Origin of the sequence: Pseudolactococcus laudensis (assembly GCF_013449735.1) — a bacterium.
Classification (GTDB): Bacteria; Bacillota; Bacilli; order Lactobacillales; family Streptococcaceae; genus Pseudolactococcus; species Pseudolactococcus laudensis.
The window spans coordinates 24,097-35,462 of the sequence record NZ_JACBNY010000019.1 but is presented as its reverse complement, the minus strand read 5'-3'; the positions used below and the strand labels follow the sequence as shown (position 1 = coordinate 35,462).

Genomic DNA, 11,366 nt, shown 5'->3' with positions numbered 1-11,366 from the left:
CTTTAGGAACTTCAAGAAACGCATTCTCCTCATGAACAAAACCTTAACTAATTAAAAAAACAAGCAACTCAACAGTTACTTGCTTTATAGTGGAAAACTATTTTCCCACACGATTTGACAAAGAGCCCTTTTTTTAAGGCATCACAAAACTGTCACTGCTTATCCTATTTACTATTTAAACGAATCCATCGGTCCGCACGATAAGCGAATCTTAATTTGCGGAATAACAAAAAACTCCAAAAGCCCAACAAGAAGAGACGGCCTGTCAATAAAGCATCCGCAAAAAACCAAGCATAGATAATTGTTCCAAATATAAACACGTAAAATTGTTCTTTTATCATATAGGTATATTCTAACAAAATCCTGTAAAATTTCAATTCTGAAGTATCTTACAAAAAATTAAAATCAAGCTGAACGGTATAACAACGCCTGATAAAAGAGTGACAAATAGTTGATTTTTTAGTCTGAGTCGAAATGCTTGCACTATTTTCTAAAATAGTTTATCATGAACTTATCATTAGAGTTTACAAACGTAAACAATACATCTTTTAACTGATTTTTAATTTGAGATTTTTAAGAAAAAGGAGCTTGTTACCATGAAAGATTCAACAATTAAAATTGACGAACGTTACCCACTTGGTGGTATTCACCATGTCACTGCCATTAGTTCTAGTGCCCAACATATTTATGATTTCTTTACTAACATCTTAGGATTACGTCTTGCTAAATTAACCGTCAATCAAGACGACTATGAAACATATCACCTTTATTTTACCGATGAAGGCGGTAACGCTGGTACGGATATGACATTCTTCGATTTCCCTGGTATCCCTAAAGGGACTAAAGGGACTAACAATATCGACCGTGCCTCTTTCCGTGTCCCTTCTGACAACTCCTTAACATACTGGTTGACACGTTTTGAGCAGGCAGAAGTCATTCATGGTGAAATTAAAACACGTTTTGGCAAGAAATTTGTCGAATTTGAAGACTTTGATGGCCAACAATATCAACTCATTTCAGACGAAACAAATGTCGGTGTACCTGCAGGACAACCTTGGCAATTATCAAATGTACCTGATGAACACGCCATTGCAGGCCTTGGTCCAGTCTTTGTTAAAGTTGCCAACTATGAACATATGGATTTAGTGTTAGATAAAGTATTAGGTTTCCGTAAAACAGGTGATGAAGGCGCCTTTCATCAATATGAACTCGCTGAAGGTGGCAATGGTGCAACATTAATTATTGAAGATGCCCCAAATGAAGGTGTTGCTTGGCAAGGTTTTGGAAATATTCATCATTTAGCACTTCGCGTGAAAGACCCTGAAAGTCTTAGCTATTGGATTGAGCGTATTAAATCTTTCCGTTTCCCTGATTCTGGATTGGTTGACCGTTTCTACTTCTCAAGTGAATATTTCCGCGTCGCTCCTCAAGTATTATTTGAATTAGCGACAGACACACCGGGAATTGGTGCCCTTGATATGGCTAAATCTGGTGCAGGTAAAGTTGATTCTTACGAAGAAGCCTTGATGACAAGCGGTTTCTGGATTGATGAAACTAAAGAAGAAGCTGGTCTTGACCTCAGCTTACCACCACATCTTTTCCCTGGTGATGAAGCGGTTAAAGCAGCAACTGCCGCTCGCCTCCGCCCACTGGATACATCAGATGCCCATGACAAACGTGATGAAAATGACATCTGGACAATTTCCCGCATTTTGGCTCACAAACCACAGGCCATTCCAAACGATAAATAAATCAAGTAGATTTTGAAAATGACGACTCATGTCGTCGTTTTCATTAGCAAAGGACAATTTCATGAAAAATTTCACGACTGATGAACTTAACCGTCACAATCCTTATCTAGCCTATAAACTACTTTCAGGTAGTGTCATCCCACGACCTATTGCTTGGGTGACCACGCAATCAGTCGATGGCGTCGTTAATGCTGCACCTTTCAGTTTCTTCAACGTTGTAAGTAGCCAACCACCATTGGTCAGCATCTCGATGTTAGGACAAAAAGATTCCGTAAATAATTTGTTGGCAACGAAAGAGGCTGTGATTCACTTCATCTCACCGGATAACGTTGAAGCGATGAACCAAACCGCAGCCAGCTTGCCGAGTCAAATGAGTGAGGTTAGGACTTTCGACATTCCAACTGAGCCGTCTCGAACAGTTATCGTACCTTCTATTATCAATGCGCCAATCCGATTTGAAGCGAAATTATTCAAACATATACCAATTGAATCTAATGGCTATGTTGTCAGCAATCTCATGCTGCTTGAAATTACCAATTTTGCTTTCTCTGATGCTGTATTTGACGCTGAAAAATTCTATGTCAAACCTGATGCCTTTCAACCCATTGCAAGACTAGCCGGCAATACCTATGCTGAATTAGGTGATTTGTTTGATTTAGAAAGACCTCAATAAAGTGATATAAAAAAGTAAACTGATCCACGCTATTTGATGCGTGTGTATCGTTTGCTTTTTCTTTTAACGTTTAATAATCACCATCTTTGTTCTAGGATTAACCGTTACCAAGTATAACCAATATCCTGTCTACTCGATTTGGCATTTGTTTCAAACGAAAAGAGCAGTTTTTACCGATTTCGTATTCATTTGGCAAAACAATACCAATTTCGTAAGAAATCAACGATTTTTTAACCAATTTCGAAATCTTTTGCCAAAACAATGCGAAATTGGTATTTTTCTAACGATAATTAGCTCTTCTTTACAATTTTTCGAAAAATGACACAAAAATAGGCTATGACCGAGTCCAATTGACATTGAAAATCGTTCATAGCCTATTTTGTAGAGGCCTTTTGTCTCAGCCTCCTTTTATTATGCACCCATGTGCTCTTTTTCGTCCTCCAACCAGTGTTCCAATAATTCCGCAAAGTTTTCATACATAATGTGTTTGGTTTGGGCAATTTCAGCACGATGAAATTCTTGATTTCCAATAAAAATTTCAGCAATTTTTGCTTGATTATGTCCGAGTTGCTTGAGTTTGTAGACCATTTGTTCTTTGTTCATACTCTTGCTCCATTCTTTTGACAATTGTATTTGTAAGCGTTTTTTATATATTTATTATAACATAAAAACACCCAAATGAGCGTTTAAAGTATTGCCTCGATGTCTTTTGCGATATTTTCAGGTTTTTTAGCTGAACCATAGCGTTTCACGACTTTACCATTTTTATCAACTAGGAATTTCGTAAAATTCCACTTGATGTCAGATGACACGGCACCGCCTTGCTCACCTTTTAAGTAAGTATAAAGTGGATCCGCGTTTTCACCATTGACATCAATTTTCGCAAATTGTGGAAATGTCGTGTGGTAGCGCAACTCACAAAATTCAGCGATTTCTTCTGAGCTACCAGGCGCTTGTCCGCCAAATTGATTAGAAGGAAAATCCAAAATCGTGAATCCTTGCGCCTTGTAGGTGTCGTAGAGGTCTTGAAGACCTTTGTATTGTGGGGTAAAACCGCAGCCTGTCGCCGTATTGACGATTAAAAGGGCTTGACCCTCATAGTCAGATAGAGAGACTAGCTCTCCTTTATTGTTGGTTACTTTAAAATTATAAATTGTCATAGGTTTATTATACGCTTATTTCGTCAAATCGATGCGTTTCGAGACTTGAGAAATAATTACCGCACCAATCAAAAGTGAGAGCAACTCTCCTAAGCTACTGGTCAACCACGTAAAGAAAAAGGGCACCTGGAACATGATGGCAAGCTCGGCAGCAATCGTGACCATTGAGAGAGAAAAGAAGATGGCAAAGTAGATAAATGCTTTGTTGGTAAGACCTTTGAGTACAGCTTTGGTCATATATTTTTTGAAAAGATAGACGCCTAAGCTGACGAAAACGAGGGTGGATAACCCACCGACGATGACATCGACAATCCCAAAGACCATATAATTTGAAATCATACAGCCAATAGTGACAGCCCAGATGTATTTTTTATTGTAGAAGGCAAGAAAGTTAAATAACTCCGATAGCCTAAATTGTACGGCGCCAGAACCTAACGGTCCTAAAACAACCGTAATAATGACGTAGAGAGCGATGACAATGGCGATTTGCACCATGTCAATCACTTTAAAGTTTTTCATAAAAGTCTCCTTTATCGCATTTGCGAGTGTGATACGCTCTGTCAAAGTGAGAAAGTACAGAGGGCTTGAATTAATTAAGCGCATAAGGCTTGTTTCAAGCAAGTACAAGTATAGCAGATTTACATTAAAAATGATATACTTTTAGTATGAAAACAACAATAAAAAAAATCATCAGCAATCAGATTTTTAAGTATCTAGTTGCTGGTGTCGCGACAACTCTCGTTTTTTTTATCTTTAAAATGCTGACCTTCTCTATCTTTCAAAATGGCGTGGTATCAGAAATTATCGCTCAAATTATTTCTATCATTTTTGCTTTTGTGAGTAACAAATTTTGGGTCTTTGAGCGAACAACAAATCCACTGCTACAAGAATTTATTAAGTTTGTTACCAGCCGTATCTTTGTAATGCTCTTATCCGTTGTGGCTAACTGGTATCTCATTGATACGCACCCTGATATCATCATGAATACTTTCCATCTCACACTTGACCAAAGTGTCTTCTTACTCACCCTCTTCCTACAGGTTTTAACTATTGTTTTAAACTACATCTTTTCTAAATTCCTAATCTTTACTAAAAAATCATGATGAAACCAAACAAACAACATACCTTACTACTTGTCATTGACCTTCAAAAGTTTCTCTTAAAATTACTCAAAAAAGCTGAGCCTTATCCGCCAGCCCAAATACTTGAAACAAACGAAAAATTGATTACGATGATGACAAGCAAAGGTATCCCTAGCGCCTTAGTGAGCGTTACCCAAAAATTCTTACCTAAAAAGTATCGTCAAAAATCAAGCCAACTTGCCCTCTCAAAAGACGTGATGGCACCCAGTCTTATAGAGACTTATACCAAATATCAACCAAGCGCTTATAGCATTCCTGAGCTGCGCCACTTTCTTGAACACCACCCAATTGATACAATTATTATCACTGGCATTGTGACCAATAATGGCGTTTTAAAGACTGCTAAAGACCTTCTATCTGCTGGATATCAGGTGATTGTGATTGAAGATGCCACAACCGCGCGCACGAAAAAATTACACGACAGAAGTATTACAGAATTAAAAAAACTTGGCGCAATCGTTCAAAGCAGTGATTTAGCTGTTGAAATAGTTTAGTCATCTCATTTCATGACACTAGACAATGCCTTTTCAAAAAGAAAAAAGATAAGGTTTCATCACCTTATCTCATATCTACCGAGCCAAATCAATTTGATTTGGCTTTTTCTTCTGATTTTTTACTATTCACATTTTTGATGATGGCGACGATTTCACCTCGCCTAGTTTCAATGTCACCATGGCGTTTCAAATAAACCGCATTTAAAATGGCACCGAAGATGAGTACTTTAGCGATAAATATAAACCAAAGCATCAAGGCGAATACCACCAAACTTCCGACAATTTTCAAGTCTGCCATTGCATCTGTTGTTCTTCCGATATATTTCCCTAAGACATTGGTCAAGAAAACTAAGACGAAGGTTGAGAAAATAGCACCAGGTAAGACATACTTGATTTTGCGAATTTTAACATTCGGCATAATAAAATAAAGTAAGGCTAGGGCACAAAAGACGGTAATAGCGACTGCTGGTATCGTCATATTATGCAAGGTGGCATAGAGTTGTGGGTCAAACTTGATGTACTTGTAAATTTTATCTAGCACAATCTGACCAAATGTTGACAGGAGCACCGCAGCGAACAAGAAAACAATAATCGCAAAACTCGCAAGAATTGAAAAGAATTGACTGACAAGAAAATCACGATGATGACTCACTTCATAAGCTTTGTTCATAGCCATTTGCAAACTTGTCATGGCTTTAGAAAAGGTCCAAAATCCAGTCAAAACTGATACTGAAAGCAAACCCTTACTCGGATTGGACAAAATACTCTCGACAATATTAGCCACCGTGGCATAAAGTTGATGTGGTAGATTGTCCTGCAAAAAGTCTAGAATCATTGCAGTATCCAGATGAAGAAAGGGCAAGATATTCCCGACAATCATCAAAACCGGAAACAGAGACAAGAGCAGATAATAAGCGACTGCAATGCTCGACAAATTCATCTCAGCTGATTTATAGAAGAACATAAAATCATTGAGACGCCTGGATTCTCGAACTTTTGCAATTAAATTTTTCATGCTACTCATTTCCTATCCTACTTAATACGTACCTTCTTCACCTTGACTCGTCAAAATTACTGGACCTTCTTTAGTAATCACAAATTGGTGCTCGTATTGGCAAGAAAGACTACCATCAAGCGTTGTATAACCACGTTCATTACTTGGATGGTCAATTTCCCAATCACCTGTGTTAATCATCGGCTCAATGGTCAAGACCATGCCTTCACGCAAACGAAGACCTTTACCTGGCGTACCATAATGTGGGACAAGTGGGTCTTCATGCATAGTTGGACCAACACCGTGACCAACCAAGTCACGAACAACACCATAACCAAAGCTCTCAGCATATGATTGGATAGCATATCCAATATCACCAATCCGATTACCTACTTGTGCAGCTTCAATCCCACGGTAGAGACTTTCTTTAGTGACAGCCATAAGCTGTTTAACCTCGTCAGAGACTTCACCAACTGCATATGCCCAGCACGAATCTGCAACGCCACCGGTAAAGTTATCTGCCAGAGCCTTCATCGCCATGCCATCATCAAAATTAGCTTTGCTCATGTCAATACCGCCACCTGTACCAATGACCATGTCAACTTTAATCAAATCACCTGATTTCAAGATGTGACCTTTACGCGGGAAACTGTGCGCTACTTCGTCGTTGAGGCAGCAGCAAGTAGCATAAGGGTAAGGGTCAACATTGCCTTCGTCAACACCAATTTGCAATGGAATGGCATTTTTTTCTTTACAGATACGGCGCACGTAGCTTTCGATTTCCCACATATCAATACCTGGTTTGATAATGTCGCGAAGGCCAACATGGATGCTCGCTAAAACGTCTGAGGCGTCCTGCATCATAGCAATTTCGCGTGGTGATTTGAGTGTAATCATTTGATAAATTATCCTTCTTGTTTTTTTAGTCTACTTCTATTTTATCAAATTTCTAGCACCTTTAGGGAACTATTTAGCTAGTAAATACATTTCTATCGCTTAAATACTAATAAATATGAAGTCATTTGAAGGCCAAAGCGCTGAACAAATGTGTTTTTCTAAAAAATTAACATTCTTAAAAAAGACACAAAACTTGATTTTTTAGCGCAATTTGGTATAATTTCCTTAATATAAAATGTAATTGGAGATTATTATGGCTTTGGCTAAGATTGTATATGCTAGCATGACGGGTAATACCGAAGAAATTGCTGACATCGTTGCGGAAAAACTTGAGGCACTTGGTCTCGACGTTGATATTGACGAATGTACGACTGTCGATGCATCTGATTTTGCAGATGCTGACATCGCAATTGTCGCTTCTTACACCTACGGCGATGGCGAATTACCTGACGAAATCGTTGATTTCTACGATGACTTACAAGATTTGGACCTTTCAGGTAAAATCTTCGGTGTCATTGGTTCTGGTGATACTTTCTACGATGAATTTTGTAAATCAGTTGATGATTTCGAAGCTGCTTTTGCTAAAACATCAGCTGAAAAAGGCGCTGACAGTGTCAAAGTTGATTTGGCCGCTGAAGAAGACGACATCGTTAAACTTGAAGCATTCGCTGAAACACTTGCCGCTAAAGTTAGCTAATTTAAATTGTTCAAAAATAAGAAAATGCGAAATTATTCTCGTTTTTTTTTGCCTCAAATTTAGCCACTTTAATTGCCATTAGAAATGTTTGATTTCAAATACCACTTCCCACATTAAAAAAGTATACCAATTTTAAAAATATATTGATTAAAAGTATATATAAGGTTATAATAACTATATACAATTTTATTTTTAAAGCAATTTTAGGATACTACTAATCGTGCAAACTTGATCCACGTTAAAAGCTAAGTGGGGGAAATGTTATGAAAAATCACTTATTTTAGGAATTACTGCTTTATCTTTGTTTTCACTTGCCGCTTGTACTGATTTGCAAACTAGCGAAGAGAGTAAAATAGAGGTATCTAAGCAAAAACAAATTGAAGAAAGCAATCAAAAAGCCGAAGCATCAAAACAAGAACTATTGGCGAAACAAGGGGCTGAGGCTAAAGCTTCTAAAGAGGCGCAAGACTCCAAAAATGAAGCCGAAGCTAGGGCTACTCAAAAAGCTCAAGAAGAAAAAGCTGCTAAAGAGGCTGAAGATAAAAATCCTGATACATATCCTGTAGATGCTGATAGCGACTTTAGAGTACTTGGGCGAGTAGTTGGAAGATATTCGGAATAATTTAAAAACCTACCTCAAAATGGTGGGTTTTGGTGTATAATAAATTTATCGTGCAGGCTGGATACACGTTAAAAGCTAGTAGGGAGATAATTATGGAAGATAATTTTTTTTATTGATAAGCAATCAGGACGTATTATAAAGTTCTTTAAAGCTTTTAAGATTGTTTTATTGATTGCAAACGCAATTACAGTAATAGCTTTTTGTTTCATTGTAGGTAGTCAGGCTTCAAGTCCGGTTGAGCCTAATGAAACAGAAGATATCCCCGCTCTTTTTGAGTCTAGCGACTATGACGATGAAGGTGATTCTAATAATAAAAATGATTCTCAAAAATCCGTTGTAATTATACTGGTATTATTAGTAGGAATAGGGTACAGTTTACTTATTTTTATGGCAATTGAAATGGTAGTTAAACATTTCTCTAACGTTTCTATATCTAAGGGTATCCAATTTGAAATGTTTAAGCAAACAGAGCAATATGGTTACTACATTAAGCATTTAGAGGACGAAAAAAATAAGTAAAAATAAAAAACGCCACTCACTCCCTCGGAAAAGATTGTGAGTAACGATATAGAAACGTAGTAAAAAGGATGACTACCTTTTTATTTTACCATAAAATAAGGAGATTAGACATATGGAAATAAAATCATACAAGAAAAAAGACGGTACGACCGCATATTCCTTTGAAATATATGTTGGAAAAGAGATGGAAGAAGCAAGTTTACTAGAAAGCGTGGGTTTAAAACTAAATCAGATGCCAGAAAAGCGATATTTAAGCTACAAAGCGAGCTAGAAAAACCCGAAGAAAAAACAGATATAACATTTGAAAGCCTTTACAAGAAATGGCTTTCTGAGTACGAAAAAAGTGTAATTGATTCTACTTATTACAAAACAGATAGGCAATTCAAAAATCATATTTTGCCAGATTTAGGGAATAAAAAAATAAAAGATATCACTCCAAGAATGATACAGGAATTTCAAAATGAATGGAGCAACAAACTTAAATTTGGAAGAAAACTATTAGGATTTGTTCGAAGCGTGTTCAACTACGGCATAAGACTTGGATATATTGATACCAACCCAGCTATAAGCGTTGTAGCCCCAAAAATAAAAAGGGAACGAAAAGAAGATAAAAACTTTTATGATCACGATGAGTTAAAAAAATTCATGTCTTTGGCTGAAAAGACTGGCGACATTCAAAAAATAGCTCTATTCCGAGTGCTTGCGTTCACTGGCATACGAAAAGGTGAGTTACTTGCGTTAGAATGGTCAGATTTGCACGACAGCACACTTGAAATTAACAAGGCTATATCTAGGTCACAATCTGGTTTAGAAGTCAGCACGACTAAAAACAGGGCATCTGAACGCCTTATCAGCTTGGATAGAAAGACTATTGAAATACTGGATAATTTACGTGAAAAATATCCAGATAGAAAACTAATATTTGAATCTGAAAATGGTGGTGTACTTTCTCCTTCAAAACCTAGAAAGTGGCTGCTACAAATAATAAAGGGTTCAAATTTGAGACAAATAACAATACACGGATTTAGACACACGCATGCCAGTTTGATATTTGAATCAGGCATGACGTTGAAGCAAGCGCAACACAGACTTGGTCATTCTGATTTACAGACAACTATGAACATCTATACTCACATTACGCAAAAGGCTATTGATGATATTGGCGAGAAATTTTCTAAATACGTGGATTTCTAGGACACGATGAAAGTTGTGTCCTTTGTTGTGTCCTTTTTATGAAAAGTTGTGATTACATATGAATTAAACAAAAATAAAAACCCTTATTTTAAAGGCTTTTAGATAGTTATGAATATTTTTGAATAGTAATAATGGAGCCGAGGGGAGTCGAACCCCTGTCCAAATGCCTTGCTATATCAGCGTCTACAATCATAGGGACTGTCTAAATTTAACAAGCTAACGAGACAATCCTCGAACAAAGTTAGCTTGCGAGTCTCTTAATCTCTTCTCTAACGTCAAGACACCGTCAAATCGTATCCTACTAAATTAGGCCATCAAATCGCCATAGGCGAGCGAAAGTCAGGCACACAGGCTGTGGTTTAGGCAGCTACTGCGTAAGTTTGTGTATTTTTAGCAGTTATATTTATCTGCGGCGGTTTATAGTGGCGCCTCACTAATCGCAGCTCATACGCGACAACATCTGTCGAATCCAGAACGACCCCAAATTCTAGACCAATGTGACAAGCACATTTTGTCTTATTTCTTCCAAGAAGTCTAGCAAGCGACCTCTTGGAAATCTATTATAGCACTAAATAGCGACTTCTACAAGTTTTTTATCGCCTACTGTTAGCTCTAACTTACCATGAAACTGCTCAATTAAGTCTAGCTTTAGATCCTCAATATCTGCTGTATCCGCAAAGACAGAGATAACGACTTTATCCGTGAAAACTGAGTCGGCGATAGCCAGACCAGCAGTTGCTAGATACCTAGAAACATTGTCAAAAAGCCCGTAATCCATGTGTAGGTCTAGCTGCGTCTGCTCGACGATTTTGACAAGCCCAACGGCGTCAATGGCGTGGTTGACACTACCTGCATAAGCACGAATCAGACCTCCCGCGCCGAGTTTAATACCGCCAAAATAACGTGTCACGACTGCGACAAGGTTGGTCAGTTCACGTTTTTTTAGGATTTCTAACATCGGTACACCTGCTGTCCCAGAAGGCTCGCCATCATCGGATGAGCGCTGAATTTCTTGATGTTCACCGATTGTGGATGTCGAAACATTATGATTGGCTTTATGGTGCTGTTTTTTGATTGAAGTGATAAAATCACGCGCCTCTTCTTCACTCGTCACGCGCTTGAGGTGACAAATAAAGCGTGATTTTTTAATCTCTTCTTCAAATATAAAATCATTTTTTATCGTAATAGTCATAAAAATATTGTAACATTTTCTGTTGGATTAC

The 11,366-nt window shown here is 37.7% G+C and carries 14 protein-coding genes, 1 other RNA gene, 1 pseudogene and 1 riboswitch; of the genes and pseudogenes, 8 read left to right on the top strand and 8 right to left on the bottom strand.

What is annotated here, in order from left to right; genetic code table 11:
- Window positions 1-164 precede the first annotated feature (164 nt).
- Window positions 165-341: a DUF3272 family protein gene (locus HZR21_RS12195; RefSeq protein WP_180747420.1), complete on the bottom strand. Its 177-nt coding sequence runs from the start codon at window positions 339-341 to the stop codon at window positions 165-167.
- A gap of 255 nt (window positions 342-596) precedes the next feature.
- On the opposite strand from HZR21_RS12195, the gene HZR21_RS09315 reads away from it, so the two are divergent.
- Together HZR21_RS09315 and HZR21_RS09310 are read left to right on the top strand one after the other, a co-directional pair.
- Entirely contained in the window at window positions 597-1,751 is a 1,155-nt protein-coding gene (locus HZR21_RS09315) for a ring-cleaving dioxygenase (RefSeq protein ID WP_180747419.1), read from the top strand.
- A 61-nt stretch (window positions 1,752-1,812) separates the two neighbouring features.
- Window positions 1,813-2,424 carry a flavin reductase family protein gene (locus tag HZR21_RS09310; protein WP_180747418.1) on the top strand — a complete coding sequence of 204 codons (612 nt, stop codon included), beginning with the start codon at window positions 1,813-1,815 and terminating at the stop codon, window positions 2,422-2,424.
- A 411-nt stretch (window positions 2,425-2,835) separates the two neighbouring features.
- Here HZR21_RS09310 and HZR21_RS09305 read toward each other — a convergent pair whose 3' ends face one another.
- The 3 genes from HZR21_RS09305 to HZR21_RS09295 form a co-directional block, all read right to left on the bottom strand.
- Complete coding sequence (locus HZR21_RS09305; RefSeq protein WP_003137349.1) at window positions 2,836-3,027, bottom strand: hypothetical protein; 192 nt, start codon at window positions 3,025-3,027, stop codon at window positions 2,836-2,838.
- Between the two features lie 83 nt (window positions 3,028-3,110).
- Entirely contained in the window at window positions 3,111-3,584 is a 474-nt protein-coding gene (locus HZR21_RS09300; RefSeq protein WP_003137347.1) for a glutathione peroxidase, read from the bottom strand.
- 15 nt (window positions 3,585-3,599) lie between these two features.
- Window positions 3,600-4,103, bottom strand: coding sequence for a QueT transporter family protein (locus HZR21_RS09295; protein ID WP_180747417.1), 504 nt, complete (start codon window positions 4,101-4,103; stop codon window positions 3,600-3,602).
- A riboswitch (PreQ1 riboswitch) is annotated at window positions 4,101-4,200 on the bottom strand. Its footprint overlaps the gene before it by 3 nt.
- A gap of 49 nt (window positions 4,201-4,249) precedes the next feature.
- Here HZR21_RS09295 and HZR21_RS09290 point away from each other — a divergent pair.
- Both HZR21_RS09290 and HZR21_RS09285 read left to right on the top strand, forming a co-directional pair.
- The gene (locus HZR21_RS09290; RefSeq protein WP_180747416.1) at window positions 4,250-4,687 is read left to right on the top strand and encodes a GtrA family protein; all 438 of its coding nucleotides are present in this window, start codon (window positions 4,250-4,252) and stop codon (window positions 4,685-4,687) included.
- Window positions 4,684-5,220, top strand: a complete 537-nt coding sequence (locus HZR21_RS09285) for an isochorismatase family protein (RefSeq protein WP_180747415.1) — start codon at window positions 4,684-4,686, stop codon at window positions 5,218-5,220. Before HZR21_RS09290 ends, HZR21_RS09285 begins: the two co-directional genes overlap by 4 nt.
- A gap of 88 nt (window positions 5,221-5,308) precedes the next feature.
- Here HZR21_RS09285 and HZR21_RS09280 read toward each other — a convergent pair whose 3' ends face one another.
- Together HZR21_RS09280 and HZR21_RS09275 are read right to left on the bottom strand one after the other, a co-directional pair.
- Window positions 5,309-6,235, bottom strand: coding sequence for a YihY/virulence factor BrkB family protein (locus tag HZR21_RS09280; RefSeq protein ID WP_180747414.1), 927 nt, complete (start codon window positions 6,233-6,235; stop codon window positions 5,309-5,311).
- Between the two features lie 21 nt (window positions 6,236-6,256).
- Window positions 6,257-7,111, bottom strand: coding sequence for a methionyl aminopeptidase (locus HZR21_RS09275; protein WP_180747413.1), 855 nt, complete (start codon window positions 7,109-7,111; stop codon window positions 6,257-6,259).
- A gap of 253 nt (window positions 7,112-7,364) precedes the next feature.
- On the opposite strand from HZR21_RS09275, the gene HZR21_RS09270 reads away from it, so the two are divergent.
- The 4 genes and pseudogenes from HZR21_RS09270 to HZR21_RS09255 all read left to right on the top strand — a co-directional run bounded on the left by HZR21_RS09270 (window position 7,365) and on the right by HZR21_RS09255 (window position 10,143).
- A complete protein-coding gene (locus tag HZR21_RS09270) occupies window positions 7,365-7,808 on the top strand; it encodes a flavodoxin (RefSeq protein WP_003137336.1) in 444 nt (147 codons plus the stop codon).
- 301 nt (window positions 7,809-8,109) lie between these two features.
- Window positions 8,110-8,430, top strand: a complete 321-nt coding sequence (locus HZR21_RS09265) for a hypothetical protein (protein WP_180747412.1) — start codon at window positions 8,110-8,112, stop codon at window positions 8,428-8,430.
- A 168-nt stretch (window positions 8,431-8,598) separates the two neighbouring features.
- Window positions 8,599-8,949 carry a hypothetical protein gene (locus tag HZR21_RS09260; protein ID WP_180747411.1) on the top strand — a complete coding sequence of 117 codons (351 nt, stop codon included), beginning with the start codon at window positions 8,599-8,601 and terminating at the stop codon, window positions 8,947-8,949.
- Window positions 8,950-9,061: 112 nt separating this feature from the next.
- A pseudogene (locus tag HZR21_RS09255) lies at window positions 9,062-10,143 on the top strand (tyrosine-type recombinase/integrase).
- A gap of 129 nt (window positions 10,144-10,272) precedes the next feature.
- Here HZR21_RS09255 and ssrA read toward each other — a convergent pair.
- Window positions 10,273-10,625, bottom strand: a transfer-messenger RNA (tmRNA) gene (ssrA, locus tag HZR21_RS09250).
- A gap of 86 nt (window positions 10,626-10,711) precedes the next feature.
- Window positions 10,712-11,335, bottom strand: coding sequence for a YigZ family protein (locus HZR21_RS09245; RefSeq protein WP_180747410.1), 624 nt, complete (start codon window positions 11,333-11,335; stop codon window positions 10,712-10,714).
- Window positions 11,336-11,366 lie beyond the last annotated feature (31 nt).

Bases quoted from the DNA above. Each gene is read 5' to 3' on its own strand.
- HZR21_RS09310 (WP_180747418.1), top strand. From the start codon at position 1,813: ATGAAAAATTTCACGACTGATGAACTTAACCGTCACAATCCTTATCTA.
- HZR21_RS09275 (WP_180747413.1), bottom strand. From the start codon at position 7,111: ATGATTACACTCAAATCACCACGCGAAATTGCTATGATGCAGGACGCC.
- HZR21_RS09285 (WP_180747415.1), top strand. From the start codon at position 4,684: ATGATGAAACCAAACAAACAACATACCTTACTACTTGTCATTGACCTT.
- HZR21_RS09270 (WP_003137336.1), top strand. From the start codon at position 7,365: ATGGCTTTGGCTAAGATTGTATATGCTAGCATGACGGGTAATACCGAA.
- HZR21_RS09245 (WP_180747410.1), bottom strand. From the start codon at position 11,335: ATGACTATTACGATAAAAAATGATTTTATATTTGAAGAAGAGATTAAA.
- HZR21_RS09290 (WP_180747416.1), top strand. From the start codon at position 4,250: ATGAAAACAACAATAAAAAAAATCATCAGCAATCAGATTTTTAAGTAT.
- HZR21_RS09295 (WP_180747417.1), bottom strand. From the start codon at position 4,103: ATGAAAAACTTTAAAGTGATTGACATGGTGCAAATCGCCATTGTCATC.
- HZR21_RS09315 (WP_180747419.1), top strand. From the start codon at position 597: ATGAAAGATTCAACAATTAAAATTGACGAACGTTACCCACTTGGTGGT.
- HZR21_RS12195 (WP_180747420.1), bottom strand. From the start codon at position 341: ATGATAAAAGAACAATTTTACGTGTTTATATTTGGAACAATTATCTAT.
- HZR21_RS09305 (WP_003137349.1), bottom strand. From the start codon at position 3,027: ATGAACAAAGAACAAATGGTCTACAAACTCAAGCAACTCGGACATAAT.
- HZR21_RS09300 (WP_003137347.1), bottom strand. From the start codon at position 3,584: ATGACAATTTATAATTTTAAAGTAACCAACAATAAAGGAGAGCTAGTC.
- HZR21_RS09280 (WP_180747414.1), bottom strand. From the start codon at position 6,235: ATGAAAAATTTAATTGCAAAAGTTCGAGAATCCAGGCGTCTCAATGAT.